The organism is Actinospineispora eucalypti (genome assembly GCF_039543365.1).
Lineage (GTDB): Bacteria > Actinomycetota > Actinomycetes > Mycobacteriales > Pseudonocardiaceae > Pseudonocardia > Pseudonocardia eucalypti.
Genome location: NZ_BAABJP010000030.1, coordinates 405,319 through 421,939, shown reverse-complemented (window position 1 = coordinate 421,939; position 16,621 = coordinate 405,319). Strand labels below are relative to the sequence as shown.

Annotated in this window: 16 protein-coding genes; 3 read left to right on the top strand and 13 right to left on the bottom strand. The window is 72.9% G+C overall.

Annotated features, from left to right (window positions below):
• The first annotated feature begins 39 nt into the window (after window positions 1–39).
• Complete coding sequence (locus ABEB12_RS27075; RefSeq protein ID WP_185063100.1) at window positions 40–873, top strand: geranyl diphosphate 2-C-methyltransferase; 834 nt, start codon at window positions 40–42, stop codon at window positions 871–873.
• 19 nt (window positions 874–892) lie between these two features.
• Here ABEB12_RS27075 and ABEB12_RS27070 read toward each other — a convergent pair whose 3' ends face one another.
• From ABEB12_RS27070 to ABEB12_RS27060, 3 genes are read right to left on the bottom strand one after another with little or no spacing between them, the layout of a single operon-like run.
• Entirely contained in the window at window positions 893–1,489 is a 597-nt protein-coding gene (locus tag ABEB12_RS27070) for a TetR family transcriptional regulator (RefSeq protein WP_185062575.1), read from the bottom strand.
• Between the two features lie 4 nt (window positions 1,490–1,493).
• Window positions 1,494–2,888 carry an ABC transporter permease gene (locus ABEB12_RS27065; protein WP_185062574.1) on the bottom strand — a complete coding sequence of 465 codons (1,395 nt, stop codon included), beginning with the start codon at window positions 2,886–2,888 and terminating at the stop codon, window positions 1,494–1,496.
• The gene (locus tag ABEB12_RS27060; protein WP_185062573.1) at window positions 2,885–3,601 is read right to left on the bottom strand and encodes an ATP-binding cassette domain-containing protein; all 717 of its coding nucleotides are present in this window, start codon (window positions 3,599–3,601) and stop codon (window positions 2,885–2,887) included. The genes ABEB12_RS27065 and ABEB12_RS27060 overlap by 4 nt, the downstream gene beginning before the upstream one ends.
• Window positions 3,602–3,791: 190 nt before the next feature.
• Here ABEB12_RS27060 and ABEB12_RS27055 point away from each other — a divergent pair, with 190 nt between their 5' ends.
• Window positions 3,792–4,856, top strand: a complete 1,065-nt coding sequence (locus ABEB12_RS27055) for an isocitrate/isopropylmalate family dehydrogenase (protein WP_185062572.1) — start codon at window positions 3,792–3,794, stop codon at window positions 4,854–4,856.
• 174 nt (window positions 4,857–5,030) lie between these two features.
• On the opposite strand, the gene tcuA is transcribed toward ABEB12_RS27055, so the two are convergent.
• On the bottom strand, window positions 5,031–6,500 hold the full coding sequence (tcuA, locus tag ABEB12_RS27050; RefSeq protein ID WP_185062571.1) for an FAD-dependent tricarballylate dehydrogenase TcuA: 1,470 nt from the start codon (window positions 6,498–6,500) through the stop codon (window positions 5,031–5,033).
• A 93-nt stretch (window positions 6,501–6,593) separates the two neighbouring features.
• On the opposite strand from tcuA, the gene ABEB12_RS27045 reads away from it, so the two are divergent.
• Window positions 6,594–7,316 (top strand): GntR family transcriptional regulator, encoded by a 723-nt coding sequence (locus tag ABEB12_RS27045; RefSeq protein ID WP_345703175.1) that lies wholly within the window; start codon window positions 6,594–6,596, stop codon window positions 7,314–7,316.
• Between the two features lie 6 nt (window positions 7,317–7,322).
• On the opposite strand, the gene ABEB12_RS27040 is transcribed toward ABEB12_RS27045, so the two are convergent.
• The 9 genes from ABEB12_RS27040 to ABEB12_RS27000 form a co-directional block, all read right to left on the bottom strand.
• Window positions 7,323–8,225 carry a 2-dehydropantoate 2-reductase gene (locus ABEB12_RS27040; protein WP_185062570.1) on the bottom strand — a complete coding sequence of 301 codons (903 nt, stop codon included), beginning with the start codon at window positions 8,223–8,225 and terminating at the stop codon, window positions 7,323–7,325.
• Window positions 8,203–9,264: an ABC transporter substrate-binding protein gene (locus ABEB12_RS27035; protein ID WP_185062569.1), complete on the bottom strand. Its 1,062-nt coding sequence runs from the start codon at window positions 9,262–9,264 to the stop codon at window positions 8,203–8,205. The genes ABEB12_RS27040 and ABEB12_RS27035 overlap by 23 nt, the downstream gene beginning before the upstream one ends.
• A 137-nt stretch (window positions 9,265–9,401) precedes the next feature.
• Window positions 9,402–10,112: an ABC transporter permease subunit gene (locus ABEB12_RS27030; RefSeq protein WP_185062568.1), complete on the bottom strand. Its 711-nt coding sequence runs from the start codon at window positions 10,110–10,112 to the stop codon at window positions 9,402–9,404.
• Window positions 10,099–10,878: an ABC transporter ATP-binding protein gene (locus ABEB12_RS27025; RefSeq protein ID WP_345703174.1), complete on the bottom strand. Its 780-nt coding sequence runs from the start codon at window positions 10,876–10,878 to the stop codon at window positions 10,099–10,101. Before ABEB12_RS27025 ends, ABEB12_RS27030 begins: the two co-directional genes overlap by 14 nt.
• Window positions 10,878–11,789, bottom strand: a complete 912-nt coding sequence (locus ABEB12_RS27020) for a MaoC/PaaZ C-terminal domain-containing protein (protein WP_185062567.1) — start codon at window positions 11,787–11,789, stop codon at window positions 10,878–10,880. The genes ABEB12_RS27025 and ABEB12_RS27020 overlap by 1 nt, the downstream gene beginning before the upstream one ends.
• A complete protein-coding gene (locus ABEB12_RS27015) occupies window positions 11,782–12,687 on the bottom strand; it encodes a TIGR03619 family F420-dependent LLM class oxidoreductase (protein ID WP_185062566.1) in 906 nt (301 codons plus the stop codon). The genes ABEB12_RS27020 and ABEB12_RS27015 overlap by 8 nt, the downstream gene beginning before the upstream one ends.
• Window positions 12,684–13,487 (bottom strand): citryl-CoA lyase, encoded by an 804-nt coding sequence (locus ABEB12_RS27010; RefSeq protein WP_185062565.1) that lies wholly within the window; start codon window positions 13,485–13,487, stop codon window positions 12,684–12,686. Before ABEB12_RS27010 ends, ABEB12_RS27015 begins: the two co-directional genes overlap by 4 nt.
• Complete coding sequence (locus ABEB12_RS27005) at window positions 13,484–15,670, bottom strand: acetate--CoA ligase family protein (RefSeq protein ID WP_185062564.1); 2,187 nt, start codon at window positions 15,668–15,670, stop codon at window positions 13,484–13,486. Before ABEB12_RS27005 ends, ABEB12_RS27010 begins: the two co-directional genes overlap by 4 nt.
• Window positions 15,670–16,587 carry an SDR family NAD(P)-dependent oxidoreductase gene (locus ABEB12_RS27000; protein WP_185062563.1) on the bottom strand — a complete coding sequence of 306 codons (918 nt, stop codon included), beginning with the start codon at window positions 16,585–16,587 and terminating at the stop codon, window positions 15,670–15,672. Before ABEB12_RS27000 ends, ABEB12_RS27005 begins: the two co-directional genes overlap by 1 nt.
• Between the last annotated feature and the right edge of the window lie 34 nt (window positions 16,588–16,621).

The window sequence follows — 16,621 nt, the reverse complement described above, 5'->3', positions numbered from 1 at the left end:
ACCAACTCGAAGGCCGCCACCGCGCCGACTGGCCGTCCCGTGCTGCGCACCGACTACCAGAAGGCAGTCGCCACGTACTGGAACACCAACCAGGACGACCCGGTCAACCTGCGGCTGGGCGAGATCGACGACCTTTACCACCACCACTACGGCATCGGTGACTATGACGCCTCGGTGCTGGAAGGGCCGGCGGAGACCCGGGACGAGCGGATCATCGCGGAGATGCACCGGCTGGAGACCGCGCAGGCCGACGTGCTGCTCGACTACCTGGCCCCGGTCGCGCCGAGCTGCCGGCTGTTGGACGCCGGGTCCGGCCGGGGCGGCACCAGCATCATGGCGCACCGGCGGTTCGGCTGTCGGGTCGACGGGGTGAGCATCTCCGAGTACCAGGTCAACTTCGCCAACGAGCAGTCCGCCCGGCAGGGCCACGCCGACTCGGTCCGCTTCCACTTCGCCAACATGCTGGACACCGGCCTGGACTCCGGCTCGATGCGCGGCATCTGGACCAACGAGACCACCATGTACGTGGACCTGTTCGAGCTGTACGGCGAGTTCTCCCGGCTGCTCGAGTACGGCGGGCGCTACGTGTGCATCACCGGTTGCTACAACGACGTCACCGGCGGCCGGTCCAAGGCGGTCAGCCAGATCGACGAGCACTACACCTGCAACATCCACCCGCGCAGCCAGTACTTCAAGGCGCTCACCGCCAACAACCTGGTCCCCATCAACGTGGTCGACCTGACCGAGCTGACCATCCCCTACTGGGAGCTACGCGCGAAGTCCTCCGTAGCCACCGGCATCGAGCAGCCATTCCTGAAGGCCTACCGCGAAGGCAGCTTCCACTACCTCCTCATCGCCGCCGACCGCATCTAGCGGGGCGAGCGGGGCCGGTTTAGCGGCGGAGGATGGTGGCGATGGCGGCGGCGTAGGTTTTGGTGTTTTCGGGGCCTAGGAGGAGGCGCTGGACCAGGAAGCCGGGGAGGAGGGCGAACAGGGGGCGGGCGGCGGCGTCGGCGTCGATGTCGGCGGGGAGGGTGCCGGCGGCCTGGTGGCGGCGCACCAGGTCGGCCAGGCTGGTGCGGATCCGCCCGTAGAGGTCGGCGAGCAGGTGCTCGATCTCGGGGGTGCGCAGCGCCTCGGTCCAGATGTGCACGGCCAGCGCGGAGAGGTCCCGGCCGTCGTCGCTGACCCGGGCCAGGGTCGCGGTGAGCACCCCTTCGATCGCCTCGCTCAGCGCCGGCGGCGGGTCCTGCGCGGCCGCTTCGTCGACCGCGTCGGCGATGCCCTGGATGGTGTCCCGGACCGTCTCCAGCACCAGCTCGTCCTTGCCCCGGAACCACCGGTACACCACGCTCGGCGAAAGCCCCGCCGCCTCGATGACGTCGTCCATCGTGGTCGCGTGGAAGCCGTCGCGGGCGAAGCACTGCCGTGCCGCGTCCAGGATCTCCCGGCGGCGGCGCTGGATGTACTGCTCGGTGACTCGGGGCACGGCCTCAATCCTTGTGGATTTTGACGGTGGCGTTCATGCCGACCACGGGTACGACACCCTGCCAGTCGGCGACCACGATCCGCACCGGGATTCGCTGCGTGCCGCGTTCGAAGTTCACCGAGGTGTTCTTGGGCGGCCTCGAGGTGAGCACCGCGTGGCTGCCGGCGTCGATCTCCCGGACGAAGCCGGCCAGGGTGCGGCCGCTGGCCGACTCGAGGGTGAGGTCGACCCGCTGGCCGAGCCGGACGTCGTGCATGTCGCCCTCGTCGATCCGGGCGGTCACGTAGCTCTCGGCCAGGTCGTAGGCCACCGCCAGCTCGGCGCCGGCCGGGACGACGGTGCCCTCGACGACGTCGGTGCGGACCACGGTGCCGTCGCGGGGCGCCCGAACCACCATCCGCGGCTTGCCGAACCGACCGGTGATCTCGATCCGGCCGATCACCTGGTTCTGCCGCACCGGGGCGCCGTCGCTGATCCGCCAGTCGATGACCGTGCCGGCGGCCGGCGCGAGGATCGCCGCCTTGTCGCCGTCCACCTGCGCGTTCTCCGTGGACACGAACCGGACGGCATCGACCAGGTAGACAGCGGCGATCGCGGCGGCGGTGGCCAGCAGGGCCAGCGGGACGGCCCGCCGGCGACGCCGCGCCGACGGACCGAGGTCCCCGACCCTGCGCCGCATCGTGAGCGCGGCGAGGAACAGGGTGAGCACCGCTATGCCGGCCACCACGCCCAGGTAGCCGAGCAGGTCGTCGCTGAGCAGCGAGGTGCTGCCGGCCTCGTCCAGTGCTTCGATGCTCCAGCTCAGGGGCAGCAGGTCGCTGACCCACTCCAGCCACCGGGCCATGCCGTCGCGCGGCACGAACAGCCCGCCGAGCAGGATCTGCGGCAGCACTATCAGCGGCAGCAGGGGAACCACGTGCAGCTCGGCCAGGCTGCTGCACAGCATCCCGACCGCGACGCCCACCACCGCGCCGACGACGCCGATGCAGCCGATGACCAGCGGCTGCGCCGGGGTGTAGAGGTCGAGCAGCCAGTAGGCGGTGGTGCAGGTGATCGCGGCCTGGACGACCGCCAGCGCGCCGAATCCGACCGCGTAGCCGAGCACCAGCTCCAGGCGAGACATCGGCGAGGCGAGCAGCCGGCGCAGCGTGCCGCTCTTGCGCTCCTTCAGCATCGCCACGCTGGTGAAGACGAACATCAGCGTGAACGGCAGCACACCGAGCAGCCGGCGGGCCACGCCGTTGAAGGTGGGCTGGTTGTCGAACATCTGGTTCAGCACGAACAGCAGCAGGCTGGGCAGGATCAGCATCATCACCATGGCGCGGCGGTCGCGGCGCAGCTGGGCGATCACGCGCGCGGCGGTCGAGCCGGCGACCCTCGGTGACAGCGGGGCGGTCATCGGGCCACCTCGGCCAGGGCGCGGTCCGGCCGGATCGGGCCGCTCCCGCCGGACAGCCGCACGAACGCGTGCTCCATGCTCGTCACGCCGCCGAGCAGGTCGCCCGGTGTGCCCTCGCCGACCAGTTCGCCCCGGTTGAGCAGCAGCACGTGATCGCACCGGAGCGCGTCGTCCAGCGCCCGGCCGGCGGCGAGCACCGTCGTCCCGCGCGCGGCGAGGGCGCCGAACCGCGCCCACAGGTCGTTCCGGGCGACGGGGTCGAGGCCGTCGGTGAGCCCGTCCAGCGCCAGCACCTCGGGCTCGCCGACCAGCGCGCAGGCCAGCGACAGCCGGGCCCGCGGCTCGGCCGGAAGCGCGCCGGCCACCTCACCGGCGAGTGCGGACATCTCGACCTCGGCCAGCGCCCGGTCGGCGGCGGCCCGCGAGGCCCGCCACACGGTGGCGAAGTACCGCACGTTCCGGACCACGCTCAGCTCCGGGTAGATCGACTCGACGCCGGGCGCGTACCCGGCCCGCCGGGGCGTGCCGCCCGTCCGGATCTCGCCCGCCGCGATCTCCTGCGCCCCCGCGATGCAGCGCAGCAGGGTGGACTTCCCGCTGCCCGGCGGGCCGAACACGCCGGTCAGCCGACCCGCCGGGGCGGTGCAGGTGAGGCCGGGCAACACCGCCCGGCCGCCGGAGTTCACGACGAGACCGCTGATCTCCAGTCCCATGTCCCGCTCCCTGTAAAACAAAGTGATCGTTACTGTTTGTACGTCCAGGGTTGCAGGGAGCGGCTCGGCTGTCAATAACGAGCGTTACTGTTTGTGTCACATGCGGCTGCGCCGCCCGTGAGTGAGAAGTGTGGTTATAGCCATACTCGCCACTCACGGGTGGCGTAGCCACATATCGCATACTTATTGCATGCAATCCGACATGCGCCTGGGCGTGCTACGTGGTGACGGGATCGGGCCCGAGCTGGTGGACAGCGCCCTGGGCGTGCTCGAGGCGGTGGCCGCCGCCGAGGGGTTCGCCGTGCGGGTCGAGGAGGTGCCCGGCGGCGCGGAGCACTACCGGCGCACGGGGGAGCCGCTCGAGCCGGGCGCGCTGGACCGGGTGCGCGGCCTGGACGGCCTGCTGAAGGGGCCGGTCGGCCTGCCGGACGTCCGCCGGCCGGACGGCACGGAGGGCGGCCTGCTCGGCGGCGTGCTCCGCACCGGCCTGGACGCCTACGCGAACGTGCGGCCGGTGCGGCTGCTGCCCGGGGTCACCGGGGCCACCCGGCACGGGCCGGGGGAGATCGACTACGTGATCGTCCGGGAGAACACCGAGGGCCTGTACCTGTCCCGAGGCCTCGGCGTGGTGACCCCGGCGGCGGCCTGCGACCAGCTGATGGTGACCCGCGAGGGCGTGCGGCGGGTGGCTCGGTTCGCGTTCGAGCTGGCCCGGACGCGGTCCGGCGCGCCGTCGGACGGGCGGCACCGGGTCACCTGCGTGGACAAGAGCAACGTGCTGCGCAGCTACGCGCTGTTCCGGGAGGTGTTCGACGAGGTGGCGGCGGACTACCCGGACGTGGCGGCGGAGCACCGCTATGCGGACGCGGCGGCGCACGCCCTGGTGGCCGAGCCCGAGCGGTTCGACGTGCTGGTCATGGAGAACTTCCTGGGCGACATCCTGAGTGACCTGGGCGCGGCCACGGTGGGCGGCCTGGGCATGTGCGCCTCCGGCAACATCGGCGCGACCGCCGCCTACTTCGAGCCCATTCACGGCAGCGCGCCCACCATCGCCGGCCGCGACCTGGCCAACCCGGTCTCCCAGGTGCTCAGCGCGGGAATGTTGTTGGAGCACGCGGGCCGGGGCGCGGCGGCCCGGCGGTTGCGGGGCGCGGTGGAGCGGGCGTTCGCCGACGGCGCGGTCCGGCTGCGCGCCGACGGCGGGGTGGAGGGCGGCACCCGCGCGGCGACCGAGGCGATCGTCGCGCGGGTGTAACCCGGCTTCGCCGGACTCCGCTGCTGAAGTGCCTGAATCAGAGTGCTGAAGTCACTGAATCAAGGTGTTGAAGCCACTGAATCAGGGTGCTGAAGGCACTGAATCAGGGTGCTGAAGGCACTGAATCGGCGTGCTGAAGGCACTGAATCAGGGGGGATGGCGGGGTTTGGGCGGTCAGGGGGCGGTTGCGGCTGAGTGGCCGGCGATGCGGCCGAAGACGGCGCCGTTGGTGAGGCCGGTGCCGCCGGGGTAGTTGAAGTAGAACAGGCCGCCGACCAGTTCGCCGGCCGCGAACAGGCCGGGGATCGGGCGCAGGTCGGTGTCCAGGACGCGGGCGTCGGTGTCGATGCGCAGGCCGCCGAAGGTGAAGGTGATCCCGCAGGTCACCGCGTAGGCCTCGAACGGACCCTGCTCGATCCGGTTGGCCCAGTTGGTCTTGTCCACGGCCAGCGCGGTGGTGGCCCGGCCGTCCTTGACGTTCGGGTTGAACGGGGTGTCGGTGTCCACCGCCGCGTTGTAGGCGGCGACCTCGCGCAGGAACCCGTCCGGGTCCACCCCGTCCAGCTTGCCGGCCAGCGCCTCCAGGGTCGGCGCGGTGACCTTGGTGACCTCGCGGATCCGGTACTCGTCCCGCAGCAGCGGGGTGACCTGCTGGTCGAACACCTGCCAGGCGAACTGGCCGGGCTGCTCCAGGATGCGCCGGCCGTACTTGGCGTAGGTGTAGTTGCGGAAGTCGGCGCCCTCGTCCACGAACCGCCGCCCGTCCGCGTTGACCATGATGCCCCACGGGTAGCTGTGCTTCTGGAAGCCGTCGCCCACCTTCAGGTCGCCGAACTCGGGGGCGTTGCGGTCCCAGCCCACGGCGTGACAGCCGGACCAGTGCCCGGCCGGGCTGGCCCCGGCGTCCAGCGCCATCCGGATGCCGTCGCCGGTGTTGTACCGGGTGCCGCGCACCTTGGCCAGGTCCCAGCCCGGCCCCAGGTAGCGGGTGCGCATCTCGGTGTTGGCCTGGAAGCCGCCGCTGGCCAGCACCACCGCGTCGGCGGCCTCCTCCCGGGTGTGGCCGTTCTGGCGCACTCGAACGCCGTGAACGCCCCGGTCGTCGTGCACCAGCTCGAGCGCCCTGGCTCCGTACTCGGTGCGGATGCCCTGCCGGTCCGCCGCCGCGCTGAGCGCCTCCACCAGGCCGGGGCCCCCGCCGGAAACCTCCACGGTGAGCCCGCCCCAGAAGGTGAACCGGCCGTTCACCTTGAACGCCTGCCGCCCGTAGATGGGCAGGAAGCGGACCCCGTGCCCGCGCATCCACCGCAGGGCGGGGAGGCTGCGCTCGACCAGCAGCGCGGCCAGGTCCGGGTCGGCGCGGTACTCGGTCACCCTGGCGATGTCGTCCAGGAACGCCCCGGTCGGGTATTTGCCGAAGTCGGTGATCTCCAGGTCCCGCTCGGTGAGCTCCGGCATGAGCGTGCGCAGGTCGTCCACCCCGTCGTAGGCGACCCGCATGGCGCCCGCCGTGAACGCGGTGTTCCCGCCGCGCAGCTCGCGTTCCGCGCGCTCCAGCACCACCACCTCGGCGCCTTCCTCGCGGGCGGCCAGTGCGGCGCACAGAGCCGCGTTCCCGGCGCCGACCACAACCACCTTCGGCATTTCCGAACCTCCTCGTATCCAACTTGCATGCAATTGTCTCATCGACGACCCGTGCGCGCTCCGGGCAAGGAAGCCCGCGTAACGTGACCGGGCGTGACGTCGGGGAGCACGACCAATCCGCTGGCCGCGCTGCGCGGTTACCTGGGCACCGGGGCGGTGCACGGGCGCACCACCGAGGCGGTCACCGACGCGATGCGCGAGGCCATCCTGGACGGGGTGCTCGCGCCCTCCACATGGTTGCGGGAGGACGAGCTCGCCGGGGCCTTCGAGGTGAGCCGCACACCGGTGCGCGAGGCGCTGCGCCGGCTGGCCGACGAGGGGCTGGCGGTGAAGACCGCGCACCACGGCACCGTGGTCGCCCCGCTGTCCCTGGAGGACGTCCTCGCACTGTACGTGGTGCGTGAACAGCTGGAGGGCCTGGCCGCGCGGCTGGCCGCCACGCGTTGCCCGGACGGGCTGGTCGAGCAGCTGGACCAGATCGGCGCGCGGATGCGGGCCAGCACGGACAGCACGGACGGCACGCACGGCGGGCGGGCCGACCAGCTGAGCAAGCAGAACCTGGAGTTCCACCGGGTACTGCGGGCGGCCGCCGCGAACACCTACCTGGACCGGTTCCTGGGCCAGGTGGAGCACGCGGTGCGGCGCCTGCCGGTGTCCACGCTGTCCGACCCGGAGCGCGCCCGGCAGGCCATCGAGGAGCACGACGCGATCGTGCGGGCGATCGAGGCGCGGGACCCGGACGCCGCGTCGGAGGCCGCCGCACAGCACATGCGGCGGGCCCGGGAGATCCGGCTGTCCATGCTGCTGCGGGGCTGAGCACGCTCAGCGTGCCCCTCGGTCCACCGCGCGCAGCAGCGCGAGCAGCGCCCGGTGCAGCGGCACGTCGATGCCGTGCCGGTCGGCGGCCCGCACCACGGCCCCGGTGAGGTGCTCGTGCTCCAGGTCCCGGCCGGCCAGCCGGTCGTAGAGCATCGAGCTCCCGCCGGCGGCGGGGAAGGTGCTGAACCGCTCGACCATGCCGGCGACCTCGCCGGGGGACAGCCGGGCGCCCTCCGCGATGCCCACCCGCATCGCCTCGGTGATCAGCTCGGTGGCCAGCACGCCGATCTCCGGCTCCCGCAGCACGTCGGCCCGCCGCAGGGTGAGCGCGGTGATCGGGTTGACCACGATGTTGCTGAGCAGCTTGCGCCAGGACTCGGTGTGGAAGTCCGGCACCGGCCGCACGGTCAGCAGCTCGCCGGAGAGCAGCCCGGCCAGCCGCGCTCCGGCCGGCCCTTCCGGGACGGCCAGGGTGCCCGGCCGGTGCACCGCCACCCGCCCCGGGGCCAGCCGCTCGGCCGACACGTAGGCCAGCGCGGGAAGCACCGTCTCCGGCGGCACGAACTCGCCGGCCATGTCGCGCTGCTCGATGCCGTTCTGGGCCACCACGGTGACCGTGTCCGGCCCGCCCAGGGCGCGCAGCCAGTGCGCCGCCTTCGCGGTGTGCTGGGCCTTGGTGGCCAGCAGCAACCAGTCCACCGGCGCGACCTGTTCCGGGTCGGTGGCCACCTCCACCGGCACCGGGTTCTCCCGGCCGGAAAGGCGCAGCACCAGGCCGGGCACCGGCTCGCGCACGCACACCGTCACCCGGTGGCCGGCGCCGGCCACCTCACTGGCCAACAGGCCGCCGATGGCCCCCAGCCCGACCACCGCCACCCGCTGCTCAGAGGTGCGCGTTGCGGGCATCCGCCGCCACCTGCTCGGGGTCGAAGTCGTTGTACCGGTCGACGAACTCGTTGGTGTAGACCGAGTCCAGCGGCACGTCCCGCTTGGCCAGGCCCTGTTGCCGGGTGAACCCCTGCCAGTGCCGCACCGCCGGGACCGGGTACTCGCCCCAGCGCTGGCCCGGCTCGGCGTTGGCCAGGTCGGTGGACCGGGCGCGCGCGGTGTACTGGGCCAGCTGGCTGCGCATCTCGTTGTCCTCGAACGGGGTGACCTTGCTCAGCGGGAAGCCCCGCCACATGAGCCGCACGGCCGCCTCCGGGTTGGCCCGCGCCCACACCTGCGCCTTGCTCAGCGCCCGGCCGAAGCCGGCCACCTGTTCCCGGTGCCCGGCCAGCCACCCCGGATCCACCACGAAGGTGGTGGCGAACAGGTCCTCGATGCCCTTGGTCTCCAGGTAGCGCAGCTTGGTGCCGGCCAGCTCCATCGGCGCGTACATCGAGTCGTAGAGCATCAGCGCGCCGACCCGGCCGGTCTCCAGCGCGTTGCGCGCGGCGGCGCCGGTACCCACGGCGATGAACCGCACGTCCTTCTTCGGGTCCAGCCCGGCCTGGGTGAGCGAGGCGCGGGCCAGCTGCACCGGCCCGGCCGCCAGGGACTGCGCGCCGATCGTTCCGCCCCGCAGGTCGGCGATGGTGCGCACCGGGCTGCCGTCCAGCACGGCCAGCGCGGCCACCGGCTTGCGGCACCAGTTGTAGATCATCTGGACCCGCTGGTCGTGGTCCAGCGCGGGGAACACCGCCTCCGGCACGGATGCGCCGATCTGGGTGCGCCCGACCGCCATCGCCTTCAACACGCCGTCGCTGGTCTGCTGGTACTCCAGGTTCACCCGCAGGCCCTCCTGGGCGAAGTAGCCGAGCTCCTGGGCCACCGCGAGGGACACCCAGTTCGCGCTCATGTTCGGCGCCGCGATACCCAGGGTGATCTTGCCGTCGTCCTTCACCGCGCACCCGGCTCCCAGCACCGCGACGAACGCGAGTACGGCGGCCAGCCAGCGGGTCACGAGCCCGGCCCGTTCGGCGTGGCGTGCCAGAACAGCAGCCGGTGGCGGGCCAGCCGCACCAGCTGGTTGAGCAGCACGCCGAGCGCGGCCAGCACGATCAGCACGGCGAACACCCCGGCGGTGTAGTAGTTCGCCTGCTACTGCAGCAGCAGCACGCCCAGCCCGGCCTTGGAGCTGACGAACTCGCCGGTGATCGCGCCGAGCAGGGAGAACACGGCGGCCACCTCCAGGCCGGCGAAGATCGACGGCAGCGCGGAGGGCAGCAGCAGCTTCACCCACACCTGGCGGCGACTGGCGCACATGGCGCGGAACAGGTCCAGCCGGTCCCGGTCCACGCCGGTGATCCCGGCCATCGTGTTCACCAGCAGCGGGAAGAACGTCAACATCGCCACGACCAGCACCTTCGGCGTGAGGTCGAAGCCGAACCAGATCACGAACAGCGGCGCGACGGCGATCTTCGGCAGGGACTGGAAAGCCACCATGTACGGGTAGAGCGCCTGCCGCAGCGGTGCCCACTCGGCCAGCGCGAACCCGGCCAGCACGCCGCACCCGGCGCCGATCACCAGCCCGATCATCGCCTCCTGCAGGGTGACCAACAGGCTGGAGAACATCAATCCGAGGATGTCCGGGGCGAAGAAGTTCAGCATCACCGAGGAGAACCGGGGGAAGATGAACGGCGGCACGCCCAGCGCCCCGGGGAGGAACTCCCAGGCGACCAGCAGCACCGCCAGCAGGCCCAGCGGGATCACCGCCCGGCTCCACCACACCGGCCGGGTCCCCGGCGTCGCGCCGGTGGTGGACGGCCGACGCGCGGCGCCGGCCAGGGCTAGGGACTCAGTGTCGGTCATCTGCACCGTCCTTGGTGAAGTACCGGCGGATATAGGCACACGCCTCGGCGAAGCGGGGGCTGCCCAGCGCGTCCAGGTCCCGGTTGGCCGGCAGCGGCACCCGGTAGTCGTCCAGCACCCGCCCGGGCCGGGGGGAGAGCACCACGATCCGCTGGGCCAGCAGCACCGCCTCGGTGATGCTGTGCGTGATCAGCACCGTGGTCAGCTCGTTGGCGTGCCACATCCGGTGCAGGTCCAGGTTCATCTGGTCACGGGTCATCGCGTCCAGCGCACCGAACGGCTCGTCCAGCAGCAGCACGGCGGGATCGGCGAGCAGCGCCCGGCACAGCGCCACCCGCTGCTGCATGCCGCCGGACAGCTCGTGCGGGTAGCGGTCCTCGAAGCCGCCCAGGCCGGCGCGTTCCAGCAGCTCGACGGCCCGGTCGGTGTCCGCGCCGCTGACCCGCCGGCGGATCTCGATGGGCAGCAGGCAGTTGTCCAGCACCTTGCGCCAGGGCAGCAGGGTGGGGGACTGGAACATCATCACCAGGTCGGGCCGGGGCGCGGTGATCGGCTTCCCGTCCAGCCGGACCGACCCCTTGCTGGGGGTGGTGAGCCCGGCCAGCACCCGCAGCAGGGTGGTCTTCCCGCAGCCGCTGGGGCCGAGCACCGCGATGAACTCGTTGCCGCCGATCTCCAGGTTCAGCTCGCTCAGCGCCGTCGTGGGTGGCCGGCCCGGGGGCGCGAACACCATCTCCACGCCGTCCACCGTCAGCCCGGCGGACATCACAACTCCCGGGTTCCGCCGCTGACCACGGCGTGTCCGGTGGTGGTCAGGGCGCCGGAGGCGGACCGGCCGGACAACCGCAGCCGGACGCCGCCGCTGCCGCTGTCGCCGCCCGGTTCCGGCTCCGGTGACCCGTGTATCCGGAACGGCTCGCCGACCAGGTCGATGCCCCGGTAGGAGCCGGCGAGCTCCCGCACCCGGGCGCCCGGCCCGGCCCAGTCCAGCGCCGCCCGGGCGAACCAGGCCAGCTTGAGCAGCCCGTGCACGATCACCCCGGGCAGGCCGGACGCGCGGGCGAACGGCTCGTCGTAGTGCGCCTCGTAGTAGTCGTCGGTGGCCGCCGCGTAGCGGACCAGGTCCCGGCTGCGGGGGGTGACCTCGAGCAGCATCGGCATCTCCTCGGGTTTCGGCGTGCTGGTCGACGGGGCCGGGGGCCGGGGGGTTTCGTGCGGGTAGCGCCGGATGGTGACGTGCCGCGCGGTGGCCACCACCCGCTGGTCCGCGCACCGGCGGAACTCGGAGCCGAGCGTGTAGAGCAGCAGCCGGCCCGAGCGGGCGTCCTTGCTGTCCACCTCGGTGATCGTGGTGCGCCGCTCCAGCCGGTCGGTCAGCCGCGCCGGCTCCAGCCAGCGGATCCAGTTGCCGCCGTTGAGCCGGCCGGGCGCGTCCGGGATGCCCAGCTCCTCGGTGTCCACCCGGACGGCGAGCGGGTAGGTGGGCGGCAGCTCGGACCGGAATGCCGGGTCGGTGAGCCCGCAGCTGTCCAGCAGTCGTTCGGCCCGCCAGGCCGCCGAGTCGAACGGCCGCCAGCCGGTGGACCGGCCGATGAGCTCGTGGGTCGCGGTGCGACCGTCTCTCCCGCGTGCGCCGAACTGGGCGCACGCTCGGCCGGCGCGTGCCGCGCTAGCCATCGAGCAGACCCTCCTTCCGGACCGCGCGGGCGAAGGCGTGGATGTGCCGAGGGCGGTCGGCGCTGGGCAGCCGGGAGAGGTCCAGCCGGATGTCACCCACCCCGGCGGCGGCGAGCTTGCGCAGCACGTCCAGCCGGGGCGGGCCGAGCACCGAGATGGCCAGCTCGTCGGAGTCCTCGGCGACCGAGTCCAGCAGCCAGACCTTCGCCGAGACGGGCGCGTCGCCGACCTGGTCGCGCAGCGCGGCGGCGGTGTCCAGGAAGTCCGGCAGCGGCAGGTCGGGACCCAGCCAGCCGGCGCCGAACCGGCGCATCCGGCGGGCCAGGCGCGGCCCGCCGCCGCCGATCCACAGCGGCGGCCGGGGCAGCTGGGTTGGCCGGGGCAGGCACTGCACGGTGTCGAACTTGATGTGTTCGCCCTGGTAGGCGGTGGGCTCACCGGACCAGAGGGCGCACATCGCCTCGATCGTCTCGTCGGTGACCGCGCCCCGGTGCGCGAAGTCGGCGCCCAGCGCCTCGAACTCCTCGCGCAGCCAGCCGGCCCCGAAGGCGATCTCCAACCGGCCCCCGGAGAGGTGGTCCAGGGTGGCGGCCATCTTGGCGTGCAGCAGCGGGTGCCGGTACGGGGCCACCGCGGCGGTGACCGCGATGCGCACCCGCTGGGTGCACCCGGCCACGTAGGCCAGGGTGGTGTAGCTGTCCAGGAAGGGGCGGTCGGCCGGCACCGGGTGCGATGCGGCGTATGGGTACTGCGATTGGTAGCCGGGCGGGATGACGATGTGGTCGCCCACCCAGAGCCCGTGCAGCCCCAGCTCCTCGGTGAGCATCGCGTAGACCCGGACGTTCTCCCTGCTGGCCACCCAGCCGCCCTGGGGCAGCTGCATCCAGAACCGGGTCATCGGCCTTCCTCGATCCAGCTGACCGTGCGCAGCATCTTCCTGATCTCCGGGGTGAGTGGGTTCTCGATCTCCTCGCCGATGTGCGCCACCAGCCCGGCGGTGCGGCTCATGAGGGCGAACCCCCGGTGCAGCGGCCACGGCACGCCGACCTCGAGCAGCATCGCCGCGATCGCGCCGGTGGCGTTCAGCGGCAGCGTCTTCCCGGTCAGCTCGGCCAGCGCGCCGGGCAACAGCCGCAGGGCGGGCAGGTAGCGCTCGTGGTAACCCTCCTGGGTGGCCACCTCGATCAGCCGGGCCGCGCGGGGGTCGCCGTCGCGGTGCAGGTTGTGGCCCACCCCGGGGACCCGTTCGCCGGCCTCGACCAGCGCGGCCACCCGGTCGCGCACGGCGGCGGCCAGCTCGGTCCCGCCGTCCGCGTCGGCCCGGATCTCGGTGAGCAGCCGCCCACACCCCTCCATCGAGCCGAGCAGCCGGCTGCCGGCGCCGAGCAGCCCGGTGGCCACGGCGGCCTGGATCGCCTCGGGCGCCACCCAGTAGTTCAGCCGGGCGGCCAGCGCGTTGGCGGTCAGCCCGTGGTCCATGAGGCTGACCAGGATCGCGTCCACCAGGCGCACCGCGCCCGGCGACGGCCGCCGGCCGGTGATCGCCAGCAGGGTCAGCTCGGCGTAGCTCACCTTGCCGATCAGGTCGGTGACCAGGTCGTGGTCCCGCACGGTGACCCGGTGGGTGTCGGCGTGCCCGATGCCGGTGCCGATCTCCACCTCGGCCCGGACCCGCCTGATCTGTCCGTTCTGTGTCACGGGGTGTCCTCCTCGGTAAGCACGGCCAGCGCATCCAGCACGGTCACCGCGCCGTCGCTCACCGCGAGCGGGTTGCACTCGACGGCCCGCAGCCGGCCGCCCGACCGCTCGATCACGGCCGCCAGCGCGTTGGCCACCCTGCTCACCTCGTCGGCCAGCTCGGGCAGCGGAAGCTCGGCGGTCAGCGCGCCGGACAGGCGCAGCCGGGTCAGCTCTTTCGCCAGGTAATCAGGGGTGTAGGGCGGGATCACGGTGCGCGCGTCGGCGATCTCGTTGGCCAGCACGCCGCCGGAACCGATCACCGCCCGGGTGCCGAACACCGGGTCGGCCAGCACCCCGGTGATCAGCTCGGCCTTGATCGGAACCTGCTCGGCCACCAGCACCTCGCGCGCCCGGTGCACCTCGGCGAACCGGCGGAACGCGGCGCGCAGCGCCTCCTCGCCGTCCAGGCCGGTGGCCACCGCGCCGGCCTTGGCCCGGTGCGGCAGGAAAGGGTCGAGCACCTTGGCCACCACCGGGTAGCCGAGCTTCTCGGCCGCCGCCACGGCCTCGTCCTCGCTGGTCACCAGCTCCCGCGCCGGCAGACGTAGCCCGTGCCCCTCCAGCAGGCGCATGCTTTGCCACTCGTCGAGGCCGAGACGCCCATCCGGCAACGGATGCCCGGCGAAAGCTCCGTTACCGACTGGCTCGGGTACGGCGTCGGCGGGTTCGGGTACGGCGCTGGCCGGGTCACCCCGCTGTTGCGTATTTGTGCGCAGAGCCATAGCGGACGTCGACAGGCCTGGAGCGTCGGCCAAGCCGGTGAGCGCGTTGCGGGCGGTACCCAGCCCGCGCAGCACCCGGGCCGGGTCGGCGCACACGGTCAGCCCGGCCGCCGCCGCTGCCTGCCGGACCCGTTCCGGCACGCCGGCCCAGCTCAGCACCAGCGGGGTGGCCAGGTCGGAGGCGAGCCCGCGCAGCGCGTCGATGAACCGGTCGGACAGGTCCGGCATGGCGCCCAGGAAGACCAGCAGCAGGCCTATCCCCGGGTCGTCGTCGAGGATGCGCAGCGCCTTGGGCAGCAGCCCCCGGTCGTTCACCACCTGCGCCGTGAGGTCGATCGGGTTGGTCACGTGGGCGAAGTCCGGCAGGGCCTCGACCAGCCGGTCCCGGGTGGCGTCGCCGAGCTCGGCCAGCGGGACGCCGAACCGCTCGGCCGCGTCGGCCAGGTAGACGGCGGTGCCGCCGGAGTTGGTGGTGATGGCGACCCCCGCGCGGGGGGTGCCCAGGGACAGCGCCCTGGCCACGTCCACCACCTCGTCGATGCTGTGCAGGCGGGTCACCCCGTAGCGGCCGAACAGCGCGTCCCAGGCCTGGTCGTCGCCGGACAGCTGCGCGGTGTGCGTGGCCACCGCCCTCTGTCCGCGCCGGGACGCCCCGGTCTTCAGCACGAAGGCCGGTTTGCCGGCCACCCGCAGCCGCTCGAACGCGGCGGCCAGCGCGGCGCCGTCCGAACTGCCCTCCAGGTAGCCGATCACCGAGTCGACCAGCGGGTCGTCGGCCAGGTGCTCCAGGTAGTCGGGGAACCGCAGGCCCGCCTCGTTCCCGCTGCCCACCACGTGGGCGAACCGCGCACCGGCCGCGTACGACTCGGCGAACAGGTTGAACGCGAACCCGCCGCTCTGGCTGACCAGCGCGATGCGCCCGGGCTCGATGTCGCCGAGGCCGGCCAGCGCGGTGGTGAACGTCGGGAAGCCGCGGTGGGCGAAGGAGGCCAGGCCGACCGTGTTGGGCCCGACCAGCGCGATGTTGTGCGCGGCGGCGGCCGCGCCCAGCGCCTCCTGCAGCGCCCGGCCGGCGTCGCCGGTCTCGGCGAAACCACCGCCGAACACCACGGCCGCCTTGGCGCCGTGCGCTCCGGCCCGGGCCACCGCGTCCACCGCGAGCCGGGCCGGAAGGGCGATCACGTAGAGATCGACGTCCGGGGGCAGGGACTCGATGTCCGGCACGCAGGGCAGCCCCTGGACGGTCCGGTACTTGGGGTTCACCGGGTAGATCTCGCCCGGGTAGCCGTGCCGGCGCAGCAGCGCGACCGGTCGGCCACCGATCCGCTCCGGATCGTCCGAGGCGCCCACCACGGCGACCGACCGGGGCCGGAACAGCCGGCCGATGGCGGTGCCGCGGCCCTCGTCCCCGCCGGCCATCAGGAGGCGTCCCGGTCGTCGCTCGCCGGCAGCGCCAGGCCGAGCGCGGCGAACCGCCGGGGCGGTTGCACCCCCAACCGGTCGCGCACCGCCTCCCGCACCCGTTCCGCGGTGGGGGAGCCTTCGATGCGGACGCTCTCCGCCTCCTGGGTCGGTGCCCAGCGGGCCAGCCGGTTGTCGGCCGCGGTGAACACCTGTCCGGTCACCCGGCGCAGCCGGGGGTCGGCCAGCGCCACCGCCAGGGCGCCGATCAGGCCCGGGCCGCCGCGCTCGCCGGCCGGGCGGGTATTGGTCATCCGGTCGCTGATCCGGTCGGTCATCCGGGTCGCCGCCGCCGGGGAGATGCAGTTGACGTTCACCTGGTAGCGGCCCATCGCCAGTGCGGTGCTGGTGGTCAGGCCCACGATGCCGGCCTTGGCCGCGGCGTAGTTGGCCTGCGCGGGGGAGCCCTCGAGGCCGGAGGCCGAGGTCATCGTGACGATGCTGCCGTCCCGCTGGGCGCGCATCCGGGCGGTGGCGAACCGCAGGCAGTTGAACGTGCCCTTCAGGTGCACGTCGACGACCGAGTCCCATTCCTCCTCGGTCATGTTGAAGATCATGCGTTCGCGCAGGATGCCGTGGCAGGTGACCAGCGCGGCCAGGTGCCCGAACTCGGCGCCGGCCAGCTCCACGAGCTCCTCGCCCACCCGGAAATCGGCCACCGAACCGTGGTGCGCCACCGCGCGGCCACCGCTCTCGCGGATCTCGCCGACCACCGAGTCGGCGGCGTCCCGGCCGGGGTTCTCCCCGGACACCGAGACCCCCCGGTCGCTGAGCACCACGCCGTAGCCGGCGGCGGCGAAGCGGCGGGCCACCTCCGCGCCGATTCCCCCGGCGCCCCCCGTGACGATGGCGCCACCCCGGGCAGTTTCAGTCACTCGGTTCCCTCCGGTACTCGGGAAGGCCGGAAAT

Bases quoted from the DNA above. Each gene is read 5' to 3' on its own strand.
- tcuA (WP_185062571.1), bottom strand. From the start codon at position 6,500: ATGCCGAAGGTGGTTGTGGTCGGCGCCGGGAACGCGGCTCTGTGCGCC.
- ABEB12_RS27040 (WP_185062570.1), bottom strand. From the start codon at position 8,225: ATGCCCGCAACGCGCACCTCTGAGCAGCGGGTGGCGGTGGTCGGGCTG.
- ABEB12_RS27015 (WP_185062566.1), bottom strand. From the start codon at position 12,687: ATGACCCGGTTCTGGATGCAGCTGCCCCAGGGCGGCTGGGTGGCCAGC.
- ABEB12_RS27060 (WP_185062573.1), bottom strand. From the start codon at position 3,601: ATGGGACTGGAGATCAGCGGTCTCGTCGTGAACTCCGGCGGCCGGGCG.
- ABEB12_RS27025 (WP_345703174.1), bottom strand. From the start codon at position 10,878: ATGTCCGCCGGGCTGACGGTGGACGGCGTGGAGATGGTGTTCGCGCCC.
- ABEB12_RS27055 (WP_185062572.1), top strand. From the start codon at position 3,792: ATGCAATCCGACATGCGCCTGGGCGTGCTACGTGGTGACGGGATCGGG.
- ABEB12_RS27020 (WP_185062567.1), bottom strand. From the start codon at position 11,789: ATGGCTAGCGCGGCACGCGCCGGCCGAGCGTGCGCCCAGTTCGGCGCA.
- ABEB12_RS27005 (WP_185062564.1), bottom strand. From the start codon at position 15,670: ATGGCCGGCGGGGACGAGGGCCGCGGCACCGCCATCGGCCGGCTGTTC.
- ABEB12_RS27065 (WP_185062574.1), bottom strand. From the start codon at position 2,888: ATGACCGCCCCGCTGTCACCGAGGGTCGCCGGCTCGACCGCCGCGCGC.
- ABEB12_RS27030 (WP_185062568.1), bottom strand. From the start codon at position 10,112: ATGACCGACACTGAGTCCCTAGCCCTGGCCGGCGCCGCGCGTCGGCCG.